Source organism: Providencia sp. PROV061 (assembly GCF_011045655.1).
In the GTDB taxonomy this organism is placed as follows: domain Bacteria; phylum Pseudomonadota; class Gammaproteobacteria; order Enterobacterales; family Enterobacteriaceae; genus Providencia; species Providencia hangzhouensis.
On record NZ_CP042861.1, the window covers coordinates 1,334,018 to 1,349,754 of the forward strand.

Sequence of the window (15,737 nt, forward strand, 5' to 3'; positions counted from 1 at the left end):
ATTGTAATGAGAAAGTTATTTAATGTTCATATTCCAAAGCGATTGTGGGCTTCTAGTTTGTTGGTTTCTTCTTTTTTGATGGTTTCTGGCAATGTTTTTGCTGCAACACCACATCGTTATGATATATGTGAACCAACAACATCTACTGCTAAATATGATTTTATGCTTTCTGGTGGGATTGATGCTGCATTTAATAAAGCGGGAGTGGAGCTACCATCAAAATTTACTTGGAATGAAGGGAAATCATACCAAATAACTTGTACATGTACCCCTGGACAACGGATTGGTCAGACATACTATTGGGGAAACTATTATGTAACTGGTGGTGCAGCAGTGGGGGGCCATGCACCAGGTTGGCACAGTGTAAATGAGTATATAGACATTAAAGCTTATGTGGCAATTTGGGATCAATCAATTAATGATACAGTTATGCGTGCAGTCCCATTCAATGAAATATCCAATAAGACACCGGAGGGGGTGTGTCCCAATACTGATCTCAATTCTTTTGGCAAAAGTTATATTAAGGAAACGATAACGAGTGGAGGTAAAGGGAAAATAGATGTTTACATCAAGAAACCATTTGTGGGAAGAGTTTCTTATTCTGAACCCTGGTTGTTAACACTTCAGGCGTCATTAGACGTTCAAGTGCCAGGAACGCCAATAGCTATAATCGGAGTTAGCATAGATATTACTGCTCCGCAGTCCTGTGAGATTAATGCGGGCCAGAGTATTTCTATTCCGTTCAATAATGTCCCCCAGCGAGCTTTCGTGACAGCAGGTAAAGGAGGGATGCCCGCTGGTGTGGTTCCGCAATCTAAAACATTAAGCATAAAATGCTCAAATATGGACGCTTATGCAAATTTAGATATGCGCTTTATTGGTACTGCTGACTCAAACCGAACTAATGATGGTTTTAGTACAGATAATAAAGATATTGCTATTGCAATAGAAGGGCCTAATGGTCGCTTAACACCGACTACAGGGAAACTCCCTTTGCAATTAGATAGTAATCAAAATGGTTCGGTAACTATCAAAACTTACCCTTTCAGTAGTACTGGTCTCGCCCCTGCGGTTGGTAAATATTCATCAATTGTAACTGTGCGTTTAGACTTTAGATAATGACAATGGAGATAAATATTATGAGTAAGGCAATGGAGCGTAGTCGTAATTTCCTGTGGTCGGAAATGAAAAAAGTGGGTGTTTTATCATTATTGATTGCAGTCAGTGGTGCAGCACATGCAGCGGATATTACTTTGAACTTTAGTGGAAATGTTGTGGTAACAGGGTGTGATATCTCTGCTAGCAGTAAAACAAAAGCGATTGCTTTCGGTACTGTGGATTTGGCAAAAGCGACAGCAGGTGGGACAGGGTCTTCGGCCTTAAAAGATGTGGATTTTTCTTTAGATTTTACCAATTGCGTGAACCTTAAGAATATCAGCTTAGTGATGGATACAACCAAAGCTGTGACGGGATTTGCTGATTACTATTCTATCGATGAAGGTGCGGGGAAAGCTGGTGGCTTAGCGGTTGGTATTAAGGGAACAGATACAGCAAAAACTGTTCAATCACCAGGAAAAGAGGTTTTGTGGGCAAAAACAGCAGCAACAAATAATATTCCTTTTAAAGCCACATTATATAAAACCGGTGCAGTAACTGCGGGAGCAATTACAGGGCTTGTGAATGTTACTGTGAAATATAATTAGTATTAATTTTCTATTTAAAAATATTACTTCTAATAATATAGAACCAAAGGTTATATAAATGAAAAAAACTTTTGTATTAACGCTAATAAGCGCTATGGCAGGTATCGCTTTAATTTCAGGCGCACAAGCGGCTGATGCAACATTAACATTGAAAGCAACAATAAAATTGGCGGGTTGTGATATTTCAACAGGCACAGGTAAAGACCAATTAGTTGACTTTTCAGATGTTACCGTAGTTAAAAATGCGGTCAAAGGGAGCTCAATAGCTAAAAAAGATTTTAATCTGCAATTTCAAAATTGTGCAGACTTGAAGGGCATTGATGTTTCAATGAAAGGTACTGCTGATACGGATTTAGCCGGTGGAGAACTGTTTGCGATTGATAAAGGTACAAATATGTCCAAAGGCGTTGGTGTTAAAATTATTGCGAAAACAACCGGTGGAGAAAAAGTCCAGAAGCCAGTCGGTGATACGGTTGTTTGGGGAAGTCTTTCAGGGGCTAGCGTGACTTTACCTTATCGTGCTGAACTAGTTAAAACGTTAGATACGATAACCGGGGGGGATGTTCGTTCAGTTGCCGAAGTTAGCGTAGCATATAAATAAAATATTAATAGATTGAATGGTGTTATAGATATTTAAAATAACTGATGGCATTGTCGTTTTATTCTCTTAAAACGACATGAAAATTTAATTTATCTACTTTTACTATAGAAGTGATTAAATAATTTATATGCATATTATAAGGCAATGATTAATTCAAGAACTAGCATCTTTATTCGTTAATTTTGATTTGCGATTATTATTTGGACTGATTATGAAATTATATTCGTATAGGTATTGTTATATTTTTGGCATAGTTTTTTCGCTATGCCCTCTATTTTCATCAGCTAGTGATTTATCGTTAAATTTTACTGGAAATGCAGTTGTTACAGGGTGTGATGTTGAATTTGGAAATAGTGGTAAGAATCAAGAAATCGATTTTAAAACAGTAACAACGACGAAAAGTGGAACTGGTCTTTCTGGCTTGGTCACTCAGCCATTTTCATTAAAATTATCTAGTTGCGTGGGAACAATTAATAAAGTTTCTGTGAGTATGTCTGGTAAGGCTGATACTGGCTTTCCTGAATACTTTGCCATTAATAGTGGCACTGGCAGTGCGCAAGGGTTGGTTTATGGTGTGAACGTAAAAGGGGACAAGAATAAAAAGCAAAAACCCGATGGTACAGTTGTTGAGTGGTCATCGACGGCACAGCCATTAGAATATGAAGCCACTTTGTATAAAACAGGGAATGTTGATGGTGGTCTCGCACAAGCGAGTATTGATATCAGTATTGGGTATCAATAAATAATAGCTATTTAATATGGGAGAGAGAGGATGAACATAAGCCGTTTATTCAGGGGAACTGTTTTAGTTGCAGGTATAAGCTTCTTTTCATCAGGGGCACTGGCTTTGGATGCTTCTGTTCAGATTAAAGGCAAAATAAAATTGATGGGATGCGAGGTTGATACCGGATCAAAAGATCAAACTGTTGATTTTAAAAGGGTCAATGTGCCGGTGAGTTACCCTTCAGGAAGTGTTGTAGCCGAGAAACCATTTACGATTAAACTACAAAATTGTGAATCAACCGCAGTTGCTGATGTTTCGATGAGTGGTACCCCAGATAGTTTTAATGCGGATTATTTTGCATTAGATTCTACGAGCCAGGATTCAGCAAAAGGAATAGCACTGCGTATTAAATCAACAAATGGGGAAGTTCAGAACCCTTCAGGTAAAGTAGTGACATGGCGTTTTAATTCATCAAGTAGTGAACAATTATTAACATATAATGGTGCATTAATTAAGACGAGTGATATCACTAACGGTAAAGTGAATGTAAATGCAGAGTTTAGCGTTAATTATCGTTAATTTTAATATAGAAAAATAATAGTGTGTTAATTAATCTAATAATAATGGTTTAATAACTTTTATTATATGAGTTTATGATTGTTTTTTTATTTGAGAAATATAAGTTTATTGGAAGTTGTAAATCTCGAATACGCTTTTTTATAGCATATCAGGGCGTTAAACTTTAAGGCTACAACACTAAAAATAATAGTGTCGTTATAATTAGGACAGTACGTATGAGCGTATATCACACTGAAATTTCTAATAGTTTTATTGGGCAGCAGGTTCGCAAACGCCGCCTTCTTTTAGGTTGGTCTGCGAGTACATTGGGGAAAAAATCAGGCTTGAGCCAACAACAAATTTCACGCTATGAAAGAGGAACACAGAATTTCACTATTTATCGTTTATGTATATTTGCAAATATACTGGAATGTGACTTAAATTACTTTTTGGGGCATGAAACTGATCTTGGCTACCCATTATAAGTTGAATATTAAATTTAATAGCTTCTTGAGAGAGGAGCTATTAAAAATCAACATATGTAGACATAATCTGTTTATACTTGATGAAAACATCAAAAAAGATGGCAACAAATAAGCTCCTATGCTTATTTATAATATCTGTCTGTTTTATAAAAAAGTATGTTTAGTTTACATATATTGCTATGGTTATAGCAGTATTATGTTTTTTGGGACGAATAGAAACGGTATTATTTGGGGATCTTGTGAAAAATGTAAATGCTAACTCAGCAATGCTAAAAGGATGCTTCTAGCTGGCTGGTTGCTTATGGTATAATAATCGCACAAAAATATTGTGCTACAGCTATACTTTTTAAATCTTATTTTTAATCCATTTTACATTGGATACCCCAGTAATGAACATTAGTCAGCTTAAAAGCTTTGTTGAAGTAGTGAGGAGTGATTTTAATATCACCAATGCGGCTGAAAAATTGTATACCTCTCAGCCAACTGTCAGTAAACAACTTAAAATATTGGAAGATGAGTTAAACGTTTCATTATTCAATCGAAAAAATAATAACTTATTGTCGCTGAGCCCGATTGGTGAAAAAGTTCATCATGTTGCGTGTGATATTCTTGCGCAGTTCGATAAAATTAAAAGTATCGTGTCTCATGAAGACTCGACGATAAAACAGAACCTGCATATTGCAACTACTCACACACAGATCCGCTATAAATTGCCTCAAGTGATTGAGCGTTTTAACACACGCTACCCCAATATTTCTTTGCATTTCCATCAAGGTGCGCCTGCTCAGATTGCAGAGATGGTAAACAATGGCGATGTGGACTTTGCCATTGCGACCGAGTCTATGCACCTTTATGATGATTTATTGGTGATGCCTTGTTACCAATGGTCTCGCAGTATTATTGTTCCACATGACCACCCATTGGCTCAATGTGAGCAGCTTAAGATTGAAGACCTTGCAGGCTACCCACTAATTACTTATGTTTTTGGTTTTACAGGGCATTCAAAGCTCGACCAAGTCTTTTATCAACATAAATTAACGCCAAATGTTGTTTTAACTGCCGTAGATACTGAAATAATTAAATACTACGTAAAACGGGGTGCTGGGGTCGGTATTATTTCAACCGTGGCTTTTGACCCAGAGGAAGATAGCGAAGCATTACGTTGTATTGATATCAGTCACTTAGTAAAACCAAGTTATACACATGTATGTATTAACCGGCACATGCATTTAAAAGATTATATGTATGATTTTATCTCTCATTATGCACCTCACCTTGATTTGAATTATATTCATCAGCCGAATCAATGGGTACCTACAGAACAAAGCGAGCGTGATCAGTTATACCGAGAATTGCCAGAATTGTAACTTATAAGTGAATGACTAAGAAAAAAGCCGAGTAATTGATTGTCCAACTATTGGGGGGCACTTCAATTTACTCGGCTTTAGTATTACTGTGTGTATTATATTTATTCTAACGAGTGGCAATATTAATAAAAATTTGAGCGCCAATCAGTAAACAATCGTCATCAACAAAATAAGGGTTAGCATGTAAGTAATTATTAATCCCTTTTGCTTGATTACCACTTCCTAAGAAGTACATGGCACCGAGTTTATCTTTAGTGGCATTGATCATATAACTGAAGTCTTCACTGCCAGTCATTGGCTTACCATTTGAATCAATCTGCTCAATCGGTAAGAAGGCGGCAGCGGCATCATAAATCACTTTGGCTGCTTGTGGGTGGTTGACAACGGCAGGATATCCGCTGGCTTCCAGTGTTGTTTTAAACCCACCGGCTTCACTACGAGCCACAATTTCATGGAAGCTGGCTTTTAATATTTTGTCCGTTTCTTCATCCATTGAACGGATCGTTCCGCGTGCTTGCACATGATCCGCCAGCGCATTTGGGATGGTTCCGCCGTTAATCATGCCGCAACCAAATACGGCAGGGCTGAAAGGATCAGTTTTTTTGGCAACAATGTAGTCCATATAATCAATGATACGCGTTGTTTCGCGGATAGCATCTAACCCTTTATGAGGGGTTGAGCCGTGGGCAGAAACACCGTGGACATCTAGCGTCCACGCTGAGCCGTATGAAGACATAACCCCAGAATTAAATTTAATATAACCCGTTTCAAATGCAGCATCATTGTGTAGGCCGTAAACTTCGTCGACACCTTCCATACACCCCATTTCTACCATTTTGTTAGCACCTGGCACACGCATATCTTCTTCTGCCATTTGGAAGATAAAGCGGACGTTATGGGTGAGTTCAGAACGGTTTTCACTGAGGTACTTTGCTGCCGTTAAGGCGATGGTCATGTGGGTATCATGTCCACAGTTATGAGCGCAACCTTCATGGACAGAACTGTGCTCATTGCACGTTAAATCAGGCATTTCAAGGCCATCGATATCAGTACGATAGGCAATCAAGAGCTTTGTTGGGTCGACAATCAATTCAGCGGTAAAACCTGTGTAGCCTTCGAATAAACGAATGTTATAGCCAAAGCTTTCCATCAATTCACGGCAATATTGTGAGGTTTTGAATTCTTGCCCAGACAATTCAGGGATCTTATGTAAATCCTGACGTGTTTTTTTGCTAAATGTTTCTAAAGCAAAGAGCTTTTCACTGATATTGTATTTATTGGTCATTACGTTTTATCCCGTATACAAAAGCGTTTTTAATGCTGTTAAAGGGCCCCTGGTGTGAGCATGGAATAATGAACAGCACGCTCATTTAATTTATGTGTATTTTAAAAACTAGATTCAGAAATAGGGTGATTTCTACTTCTACTCGTTATTTTTTATCTATCAATTTATAGGTCAATTTTAGCGTGGATATTAAAAAAGTGAGCGTGACGGAGATCGTGTTTATATCATATCAGTATTGCATGGCTCATGAATAATAAGGATGGTAATTTATTAAAATAATAATAAAAAATCATCATTTCAATTAAAATCCTTTTATATCAATTTGTTATGATTTTATTTTTCAATTTTAATATTAAGGATATTTATATTTTAAAGCGAGCCTGAATAGGGTTTAAGTTAAATTTTTTATTTAAAGTAGGGCGGTGATTGGCATGATTTTAGAAATTTTTTTAAATGAGATGGCGAATGTAAAAAGAAATTAATTAATGCGAAGAAAAAATTTTAAAGGTGGGATAAAAGCTAAAAAAATCATATTCCCCTTATTATAATTAACATAGCAATAAGGGGAATATTTTAATAATTAGTTCTTAAAAGAGCCGATAAATGAGAGGTATTCCTCTTTGCTCATTAATGGGGTGTAATCAGCTAACATCTCATCAGCTTGGGATGCATCATCAAATAACAGGTCAATAATTGCCATTGCCATCATTTGAGCTGGGCGGATATAGGCCATATCATCATCAAAAACAACGTAATCTTTACCATGCAAACCACCACGAATTGCGCCAATCCATGGGTGACTCACTGGCATGATATGTGATAAGTCACCTGTATCCGTGCTTCCCGTCATGTGCCCAGCAACCCAAACATTTTCTTCACCAATCAAGTCATGGGCATTTTGCTGCAACAAATGGTTCAACGTATCGTTGTTATACAGTGGGAGGTAACCCGGTAAATCTTTGACTTCTACCTCTGCACCGACAGACATTGCACCAGCAACCAATGCGCGAGTAATACGCTCATTCGCATCAATCATTGCAGGGACATTTGACGCTCGGACATAACTTTCCATACGGACATCACTTGGGGTGACATTGACCAAATCGCCGCCTTGCGTGATGATTGGATGAAAACGAATATAATCTTTTTCTTGGAAGGTCTCGCGGATCGCATTCACTCCCATAATCCCCATCATTGCGGCATTGAGGGCATTGACACCTAAGTGAGGGGCAGCCGCAGCATGAGATGCTTTCCCTTTGTAATTAATCAACTTGCCAATAAACCCATTGGTGGTGGTCGACATTTCAATAAAACCGGTATCACGTTCTGGTTTGACACTGGTTAAATGAATTTGCATCGCCATATCGATATCATCAAATTCACCAAGAGATATCAGCTCTGGCTTACCGCCGATATAACTAATTTTTCCTTGTTCAATCAGTTTATTACGATAAGCCAGTTCAACATACTCCTCAGCGGGAACGGCGAAAGGAACGACGTCTCCCGCGAGGTATTGCATAGCACCTGACTTAACCAGACCAATAGTCACAGCCATCATATTAGCGATTTGAGCATTGTGCCCGCAGCAATGGGCAGCACCCGTTAAATCATCGGCTTCTGGGTGTTCTGCACAAATAATCGCATCGAGCTCACCAATCACAGCAATACTATGTTTACTCCCTTTTCCACCTTTTAGGCGCGCCTTAACACCTGTTAATGCGAGTTGGTTTCGGTAATTAACGCCTAGCGCAGAAAATGCAGCTTCCACTTTTTTTGCTGTTTTGATTTCTTTGTAGCCTAGCTCAGGCTCTGCCCAAATATCATCTGCTAATTTCTTTATATCCCTTTTATGGGATGCAATTGTCTCGCAGACGATGGCTTTCAATTGGTCTTTGGTCATTGTCATGGTAAATATTTCCTCTTGTTAGATAACGCCGCTCCATGAAAGTGTCACTTGACCAATAAGTGCAGCGAATAAGAATGTTCCCGTAAAGACCGCCAGTGAAACTGGGATGATGCGCCATGAAATAGCTTTAAATTTATCAATATCTTTACCGAGTGAAAGACCGGCAAATGCAAGTACCGTCGTACTAATAACAGCAAGTGATATTTTACCTGTCATTGCGATCATTTCTTTATCGTAAGGGAATAACGGTGAACACAAACCGGCAGCAATTAAAGATACCCAGAAAATTACAGGTAACTTACCTAATGGTGGGATTTGTGCAATTAAGTATGCCACAAATGACATCCCCCCTAATAATGCCATGGCGATAAGTGAGTCACTAAAGACTGTGCCAAAGCTACCGCGGCCATAAATTGAACCGCCGAGTGCATCACCCAGTGAAGTGAAGATGATGACTAACACGATGATTATTGCGATTTCTGCCATCTTTTTCATGATCTTATATCCTTATTCTGTATCTGCTGATGCTGTTGCACGTTTTCTTTTCAACTTGTTGTATAAGAAAGAGGCAAACGGTAAGGAGAAGAAAATATAGATGTACAGACCTAATACTGAAGACATCAAGTTTGCGGAGGATGAAAATGCTTGAATATCCGCAGCGTGTTCAGGATAAAGCTCCAATAATGGTGCGACTGACGCAGCTAGCATCGAGCCACTTCCGACTCCGGCTCCCATTGCTAAAGCGAGAGGGCTCATAATATCGAGTCCAGCGATAACACTGGCGATGATGCCCATCCAAACGGCTCCGTACAATGTTCCGCAAATATACATTGCCATAACACCACGGCCTTCTGGTGAACTTAAACCATATTTGGCTTCAATAATGGCAATATTAGGTTCACGACCGATAGAGTAGGTCGCACCAACAGCTTCACGGCCCATGCCTAACATGATAGCAAGTGGTAAACCAAGTAAAATGGTACCGATAAAGTGACCGATTTCTTGCAATATTAATGCGCCACCGGCTTGAATAATTTTTTCCCAAGATGCACCAACGGAGGTGCTTAATTTTGCGATTAAGATAACTAACGCGACACTCATTATAGAGCTAGCGTGTGCCATGTTTTTTTCGCTGAGAATTTTGAATTTTGGAAAACTGATAATACCACCCATCAACATGGAATAAAGCATTGGAAAAACCATGACTAAACTGATTTTAATTTGCCCTATAGCTTCCGAAAGAAGAATGATAAGTAAGCTAACCAAAAGCAACTTACTATCTTTTAATATACCCATAGTGTTACCTTTCATTGGAAATGTTTTTAAGAGTTATTCGTATATATTTATAATAAAAATGCATCATTTTCGTATTCATACTATCCATGAAACTATTTTCCTGACAATATTCCGAAAGTCTCTTAACCATGCCGAAAAGGCATGGTTAAAATCAATAAATTAAAATAATTAATAAAAATGGAGTCTTTGAATTGTTTTTCGCATTTCAATATTAAAAATATTTTTATTTTTCAGTGCGATACAAAAATTTATTAAATTTTTAACATGTTGTTTCATAAGTGATTTTTATTTTCAGATGCATTAATGCGAAGAGTTATCAAATACCTAATAAATGTGAGGTTGTTCAGGTTTTATGTATTTTTATATGAAAAGGTTTTATTTTTGTTGAGTTTGCATAATGGTGAAAATTGAGGATTCACTGGGTTTTGTTGTTGTATTTTTGGGTTTTAAGTTCTACTTTAATCTGATTTAAATTTAATTATTAGTTTAATAAACCAGTGCGTTTTTTTGTTTTTCTTTCAAAAAAATTTTATAAATTACAATAATATTGTATTTGGCAGTGATATTTGACTTGGATCGCAATTCTGAATATTCATTAATTAGAAAGCAATAAATGAGTCGAAATTTTATTTTAGTCTAAATGCTGATATTAATGTTATCCGTAACATATCAACTGCTATTTGTTTATAGCATCTCAAAAAATACAAAGGCACGAATGGCGCGAACAAAAAAGTATTTATTGTTAATTTATGGTGAGTCATCCTTTTATCACAACGGTATTGTAATCGGTAAATCTAAAGTAAGGTGTTTATGGCCATTACCCTAAAAGATATCACCAAAGACAATTGGGTGGATATCATATGTCTCGAAATAACCAAAGAGCAGGAAGACTTTGTCGCTCTTAACTCAGAGTCAATCGCAGCCTCAAAATTTTTTGATTATTATATTAATCGAGGTATCTATGTTGATGATGAGCCTGTTGGCTTTGTTCAATATTATTCAAACCATGAAAATGGTAGGCCTGAAGAGGTGTTTATTGATCAATTGATGATTGATATAAAACATCAAAGAAAAGGTTTTGGTTCTAGGGCTATTCCGCTAGTTCTCGAGGAAATTAAAAATTTGGGCAAATATAAGTCCGTATCAATTTGCTATGTCGAAGGTAATGACATCATGAAACCTTTTTTTGAACAATTTGGCTTTTCTGTTGTTGAGCAAGATGAATTTGATGAAACTATTATGCGGTTATTTTTCTGATACTAAAGTGATAAATATCCACTCCAACTAAAAGTTAGCAGCGGATATTTATAGAGCGGTAAATCGGCAGTATTTATCTAAAATTGCGCATTTAATCCTAAGCGTAGTGTGCGGCCCGGGGCTGGCATCATACTACGTGTCAGTGGGTCGATATAATAACGATCAGTTAAGTTGGTTACTAAGAATTCGACATTAATATTTTTGTCAATTTGGTAACTTGCATAGGCATCCGCTGTAAAGGTGGGTGTCCAGTGCATTGGGCTGTTGTTCGCCATCGAATAACTTCCCGGGAACTGTTGCATCAGTTTGCGTTCATCTTTATTTTGCACACTACTGGTATAACGTAAACGTGTTCCCACTTCGAGATCTTCATCCATAAAGCGCATGCCTAGGTTGGAGTTAATCGCATATTTAGGCTGTAATTGTGTGCGTAAAAAGCCACCGGGGAAACCTGCTGTTGTACATTGGGAGAGATTATAACGGTTAGTTGGGTCTAAATTAGCGGGCGCGGAGTCATCACAAACCTCATTTTTGAGGCGGTAATCAACACCAATATCCATAAATACCCCACCATTATCGTAGCGAGCTAAGGCTTCAATCCCTGCGGTTTTATGTTCTTTTACTTGAACGAAATTAAGACGCCCATCGCGGTCAAATGCATTTTCAATGACCGTATGGTAATAGCCTATTTTAACATCGGCATGGCGTTCTGCTCCGAGTAAACCTTGTAAATTACGTGAATAACCAAATTCAAAGGTTTTTGCACGTTCGGGTTTAAATGCCATTCTCTCTTTACGAGCTTCACTTTCGCCTGCAAATCCAATGCTACTTTCGAAGATACTCGGTAAGCGTACTGTTTCAATGTAACGTGCATAAACACGGTCGTTATCAGACAACCAAATATTGGCACCAAAAGCGGGGGCCCAGCCATGGCTTTTTTGCTTGCCTGAGAATTTCCATTTTTCTTCTTCAGTAAGTTCACGTTTGATGTCATCTGATGGGTGTGAGTAACTTGAACCATACACATAAACTTCTTTACCGGTTACTGGGTCGACTGCGCGAGCTTGAGAGTCAAAAGTTCCGTTATGGAAAGGGTTCGTTTTGGTGGTATAGCGCCCATCGTTATCTGATTTCCATTCAGTGCGGAAATTAACGTCTAAAACGCCATTTTCTTCTGGGTGCTGAGAGTTTTTTCTCTTGGTGATGAAAACGGTATAGTTCGTATCATCAAGTCCTATTGTTTTGAGTAAGATTTGTTTATTTTGATAGGCACCATTGAAGGGTTGGTAACCATTGGCAACAGCCTTATTATATTCTTCTTGAGTTAAAATTCGGTTGTAATTGATCTGTTTTGCAAGTCGCTCATCAGGGTTTTGAAAACCTTTGGTTCGATTGCGCATTTGCTCTTTTAAGTAATCATCCTCTGTCCAGCCATCAATATATTTTGCACCAGCATCCAATTCCAGCCAACTCGTTGGACGATAGTTAAAGTTAAAGGCAATACTGGTTTCTTGCCGATGTCCTTTACGTGGAAGGGCAATAAACGGGCTAGCCGTCTGCGATGGTGGTACGTCGTTAGAGTCTAATTTTTCTTTGAGCATTGAGCCGCGAATGGTTAAATCGAGATCGGGCGTGAGCGCCATGGTATTGCGTAAATTAAATCCAATACGGTCATTTTCAGAATTGGTTGCTGCGGTATTAATTAAAGTTCCATCAATGTTAGGATCTTTTCCATCACCATAACCATATTCAAACCCCCAATCACGTTCTTTAGGTTCTCGCGGGTAACCGCCAGAGGTGTTGGTATCTCCTACCGAATGCGTCATCCACACATTTGCATTTAGGTCAATCCATTGATTATCTTCGGGTTTCCATTTGTATTCCGCATTATAGGCATTGACCGTAAAGTGAGCTAATGGCCATTGTGGTAATACTTGTTTTCCTTCCAGCTCAGCAAATCCTAAACGTGAAGGCATAATTTCACCATAGGTACTTTCACTCCGGCGAAAGCCAAGGTGTAATGCTTGGTTTTCAGTGAGATATAAATTGGTTTTGACTAAATAGGATTCCAGCTTATTAGAGGTATTAGTCACTTCTTTTCCGGGGCGAAATACATTCGCGGCAAAAGGTAAATAAGGGTCTGGGCCAAGTTGTTGCTGTACTGTTTGTTGTTCATTTAATTGAACAGATTCTTTATAACGGTGAGCGCCATTTTTCCCCGCAAAGTAGTTACCTTGCCGGCGATAAGCATAGGCGGCCATTAAATCAAATTTTTCTTGTCGGGTCCCAACCGCGATCCTTCCTCCGTTATCTTTAAAATTGAAAAATTGAGCATTTCCTCGGGATTTCGGTGTGATGTTAACAACGGGGTCGGAAAGGACAGAGTTCTTATTTTTATAAATCTCAGGGTGATCTCGGTAATCTTCGCCATAACCATAGTGGGGAATACGTTCACGAGTTGAATTACTGCTGGTTTCCAATTTTAAGCTGACACCAAACTTTTCATCCGGTGCAACAACATCATCTATCCCTATGGTTCTGATGGCTATCCCTCCACCGACAGAGGTTTTTATATCGCCAGCGAGAGAACCACTTTTTTCAATCTCAATGCTACTAATGAGGTTTGGGTCCACATAGTTACGGTTATTTGCGCCATTATAACCCCGATAAACGGTGAGTGATTGTTCTGTGCCGTCAACCGTGACAGGAACGCGCTCTTGCCCTTGGATCCCTCGAATATTTGGGTCTAACGCACCACTGTTTCTTGCATCACCGCTATAGACACCAACTGCACTATTTAGCACATCTGCAGTACTGGTGCCTTTATAACGTTCAACAAGGTCTTTTCCTAAATAAATTTTAGAACCTTTGGCATCATATTGGTCATCGTAACCTTGTTGATCCCGTTCTTTGATGGTTTTTGCTGAATCTTGAACGGTAATGGTGCCGAGGTGTTCTTCTTTTTCCCCTAAAGCGGTTATTGGAATCAAAAGAGCAGTAATAATTGCAGTAGTAATAGGTGTTAATTTGTATTTATACATAGTGTTTTCTCTGTGCCATAACGCTTAAAAGCGGGTTTCTAACCCAATAGAAATTTCGTGCTGGTGGTAGGAGTAAATTCCATCCGCGGAACTGCGATTGTCACGAAAGCGGTAACTGGTATAAGGCGTGAATGTGAGCAATGAATAATTTGGAAAGCTGAGTCGCGCAAAATACATAGCTTCTTTATCATGGCGTTTTACATTCAACATTTGGTTGAAGGCCTTGAATTGGCTTTCTCGATAAGTTGCGAGTGCCAGTAAATGAATATCGGGTGTGAGTACGGTATACAAGCCGCCTCGGATGCCTAGCTGGTCATAATCATCACTACGAACTTCAGTCGTGAGACGAGTTGCATCAGCCCCTAAAAAGAGGGAAGTATCTGGGGTAATACCATAGACACCCGTTAGATGTAGGCTACTTCGATTGCCATCAGCACTGTCATACGGTTTTTGGTAATGAAGTTGTTGGTAGTCAGCGGAGGTACTGAGGATAACCCGAGGTGTAAATTGGTAGTCGGCTTCAATTTTGCCGCCCATACCTAAATAACGGCGCTTTTCATTAACCGTTTTTAATTCAATTAATGGGCCAAAGGCGATAGTCGTATTTGCATCATTAAAACGATATAAAGTTGCTAAAGAAGAAGTGTTTTCACTGAATTCAGCATAGTGAGGATAGCGGTCGCCATAAGATGTTCCCTTGATTTGCAGGGAATGGTTGCTCGAGATAGGAATAATTTTACTTAGGCTTGCGTCATAGGTGAGCCCTGGCGATGACTTAGGGTTAGCCATTTTCCAGGTTCCCCCCGGAGTTTCCCAAACTTTATTTTTATCAGGAACTTGGTTGATATTACTGTTGTATTTATAGCCAAAAGAGAGGCTTCCTGTCCAAGCAGTACGGTTTTCTATAGCATCAATAAATTGTTGAATTGTTTGCTTTACACTGGCAGGTAATGCGAGTGTTTCATCGTTGATTAAATTTTGGAATAAAGCCAAAGACTCCTTATTTTGATTATCTTCAAAATAAGCCCGGGCAAGTTCCAATTTAATGCGAAGAAACTTTGGTGAAAGTGCCAGTATTTGTTGGTAGTGGGCAATTGCTTCAGGGTAATGGTTTTGCGCTTTAGCAGTTTCTGCTTTTGCAAATAAAATAAGCAATGGGTCCGCATCAGTTAGTTGCTGGTAGCGAGGCAATAAGCGTTGTACGTCTTGAAATTGCCGATGGTTGATTGCCAGATAAATTGCCTGTCCTAAGTCTTGAGCGTTATTTTTTAGGGTATAGTTTTCCCCATTTAGTTTTATTGATAGGTCATCAGGGAGTAGCAATTGGTCTTTATTGGGGACAACTGCACTTTTATCACGATAATTTTGTTTATCTTTTTGCCATAACAGCTGTTCTCGGTCAGTATCCAAGCTAGCTGGAAATGCAGAGAACGCAACCATAAGCATCATAATGGCAGGGGGTAATAGCAGATATCGCATAGGATTAGCTTCGGTAATAAAAGGCTGTGGCCAAC

The 15,737-nt window shown here is 38.7% G+C and carries 14 protein-coding genes; 8 read left to right on the plus strand and 6 right to left on the minus strand.

The genetic code is table 11. The features are described 5' to 3' along the window. Positions 1 to 6 precede the first annotated feature (6 nt). The 7 genes from FVA72_RS05940 (at position 7) to FVA72_RS05970 (ending at position 5,438) form a co-directional block, all read left to right on the plus strand. Positions 7 to 1,119: a fimbrial protein gene (locus FVA72_RS05940; RefSeq protein WP_110592212.1), complete on the plus strand. Its 1,113-nt coding sequence runs from the start codon at positions 7 to 9 to the stop codon at positions 1,117 to 1,119. Between the two features lie 20 nt (positions 1,120 to 1,139). Continuing rightward, positions 1,140 to 1,703: a fimbrial protein gene (locus FVA72_RS05945; RefSeq protein ID WP_165119663.1), complete on the plus strand. Its 564-nt coding sequence runs from the start codon at positions 1,140 to 1,142 to the stop codon at positions 1,701 to 1,703. A gap of 58 nt (positions 1,704 to 1,761) precedes the next feature. Further along, on the plus strand, positions 1,762 to 2,304 hold the full coding sequence (locus FVA72_RS05950; protein WP_110592210.1) for a fimbrial protein: 543 nt from the start codon (positions 1,762 to 1,764) through the stop codon (positions 2,302 to 2,304). Between the two features lie 211 nt (positions 2,305 to 2,515). Then, entirely contained in the window at positions 2,516 to 3,046 is a 531-nt protein-coding gene (locus FVA72_RS05955; protein ID WP_110592209.1) for a fimbrial protein, read from the plus strand. 30 nt (positions 3,047 to 3,076) lie between these two features. After that, the gene (locus FVA72_RS05960) at positions 3,077 to 3,607 is read left to right on the plus strand and encodes a fimbrial protein (RefSeq protein ID WP_110592208.1); all 531 of its coding nucleotides are present in this window, start codon (positions 3,077 to 3,079) and stop codon (positions 3,605 to 3,607) included. 215 nt (positions 3,608 to 3,822) lie between these two features. Next, positions 3,823 to 4,071, plus strand: a complete 249-nt coding sequence (locus tag FVA72_RS05965; protein ID WP_110592207.1) for a helix-turn-helix domain-containing protein — start codon at positions 3,823 to 3,825, stop codon at positions 4,069 to 4,071. A 389-nt stretch (positions 4,072 to 4,460) separates the two neighbouring features. Further along, the gene (locus FVA72_RS05970; protein WP_004262401.1) at positions 4,461 to 5,438 is read left to right on the plus strand and encodes a LysR substrate-binding domain-containing protein; all 978 of its coding nucleotides are present in this window, start codon (positions 4,461 to 4,463) and stop codon (positions 5,436 to 5,438) included. A gap of 106 nt (positions 5,439 to 5,544) precedes the next feature. On the opposite strand, the gene FVA72_RS05975 is transcribed toward FVA72_RS05970, so the two are convergent. The 4 genes from FVA72_RS05975 to FVA72_RS05990 form a co-directional block, all read right to left on the minus strand. Further along, the gene (locus tag FVA72_RS05975) at positions 5,545 to 6,723 is read right to left on the minus strand and encodes a M20 metallopeptidase family protein (RefSeq protein WP_110592206.1); all 1,179 of its coding nucleotides are present in this window, start codon (positions 6,721 to 6,723) and stop codon (positions 5,545 to 5,547) included. Positions 6,724 to 7,303: 580 nt separating this feature from the next. Further along, complete coding sequence (locus FVA72_RS05980; RefSeq protein ID WP_110592205.1) at positions 7,304 to 8,629, minus strand: amidohydrolase; 1,326 nt, start codon at positions 8,627 to 8,629, stop codon at positions 7,304 to 7,306. An 18-nt stretch (positions 8,630 to 8,647) separates the two neighbouring features. Then, positions 8,648 to 9,124 carry a hypothetical protein gene (locus FVA72_RS05985; RefSeq protein WP_094961301.1) on the minus strand — a complete coding sequence of 159 codons (477 nt, stop codon included), beginning with the start codon at positions 9,122 to 9,124 and terminating at the stop codon, positions 8,648 to 8,650. Positions 9,125 to 9,136: 12 nt separating this feature from the next. Then, complete coding sequence (locus FVA72_RS05990; protein ID WP_036958500.1) at positions 9,137 to 9,925, minus strand: DUF3100 domain-containing protein; 789 nt, start codon at positions 9,923 to 9,925, stop codon at positions 9,137 to 9,139. Positions 9,926 to 10,735: 810 nt separating this feature from the next. On the opposite strand from FVA72_RS05990, the gene FVA72_RS05995 reads away from it, so the two are divergent. Further along, positions 10,736 to 11,182: a GNAT family N-acetyltransferase gene (locus FVA72_RS05995; RefSeq protein ID WP_004262388.1), complete on the plus strand. Its 447-nt coding sequence runs from the start codon at positions 10,736 to 10,738 to the stop codon at positions 11,180 to 11,182. Positions 11,183 to 11,259: 77 nt separating this feature from the next. On the opposite strand, the gene FVA72_RS06000 is transcribed toward FVA72_RS05995, so the two are convergent. Together FVA72_RS06000 and FVA72_RS06005 are read right to left on the minus strand one after the other, a co-directional pair. Further along, entirely contained in the window at positions 11,260 to 14,223 is a 2,964-nt protein-coding gene (locus FVA72_RS06000; RefSeq protein WP_110592204.1) for a TonB-dependent receptor plug domain-containing protein, read from the minus strand. Positions 14,224 to 14,247: 24 nt separating this feature from the next. Further along, on the minus strand, positions 14,248 to 15,702 hold the full coding sequence (locus FVA72_RS06005) for a porin family protein (RefSeq protein ID WP_036958532.1): 1,455 nt from the start codon (positions 15,700 to 15,702) through the stop codon (positions 14,248 to 14,250). Positions 15,703 to 15,737 lie beyond the last annotated feature (35 nt).

What these genes read in the sequence shown, in the direction of transcription:
- FVA72_RS05940 (WP_110592212.1), top strand. Translation starts at nt 7, where the DNA reads ATGAGAAAGTTATTTAATGTTCATATTCCAAAGCGATTGTGGGCTTCT.
- FVA72_RS05945 (WP_165119663.1), top strand. Translation starts at nt 1,140, where the DNA reads ATGAGTAAGGCAATGGAGCGTAGTCGTAATTTCCTGTGGTCGGAAATG.
- FVA72_RS05950 (WP_110592210.1), top strand. Translation starts at nt 1,762, where the DNA reads ATGAAAAAAACTTTTGTATTAACGCTAATAAGCGCTATGGCAGGTATC.
- FVA72_RS05955 (WP_110592209.1), top strand. Translation starts at nt 2,516, where the DNA reads ATGAAATTATATTCGTATAGGTATTGTTATATTTTTGGCATAGTTTTT.
- FVA72_RS05960 (WP_110592208.1), top strand. Translation starts at nt 3,077, where the DNA reads ATGAACATAAGCCGTTTATTCAGGGGAACTGTTTTAGTTGCAGGTATA.
- FVA72_RS05965 (WP_110592207.1), top strand. Translation starts at nt 3,823, where the DNA reads ATGAGCGTATATCACACTGAAATTTCTAATAGTTTTATTGGGCAGCAG.
- FVA72_RS05970 (WP_004262401.1), top strand. Translation starts at nt 4,461, where the DNA reads ATGAACATTAGTCAGCTTAAAAGCTTTGTTGAAGTAGTGAGGAGTGAT.
- FVA72_RS05975 (WP_110592206.1), bottom strand. Translation starts at nt 6,723, where the DNA reads ATGACCAATAAATACAATATCAGTGAAAAGCTCTTTGCTTTAGAAACA.
- FVA72_RS05980 (WP_110592205.1), bottom strand. Translation starts at nt 8,629, where the DNA reads ATGACAATGACCAAAGACCAATTGAAAGCCATCGTCTGCGAGACAATT.
- FVA72_RS05985 (WP_094961301.1), bottom strand. Translation starts at nt 9,124, where the DNA reads ATGAAAAAGATGGCAGAAATCGCAATAATCATCGTGTTAGTCATCATC.
- FVA72_RS05990 (WP_036958500.1), bottom strand. Translation starts at nt 9,925, where the DNA reads ATGGGTATATTAAAAGATAGTAAGTTGCTTTTGGTTAGCTTACTTATC.
- FVA72_RS05995 (WP_004262388.1), top strand. Translation starts at nt 10,736, where the DNA reads ATGGCCATTACCCTAAAAGATATCACCAAAGACAATTGGGTGGATATC.
- FVA72_RS06000 (WP_110592204.1), bottom strand. Translation starts at nt 14,223, where the DNA reads ATGTATAAATACAAATTAACACCTATTACTACTGCAATTATTACTGCT.
- FVA72_RS06005 (WP_036958532.1), bottom strand. Translation starts at nt 15,702, where the DNA reads ATGCGATATCTGCTATTACCCCCTGCCATTATGATGCTTATGGTTGCG.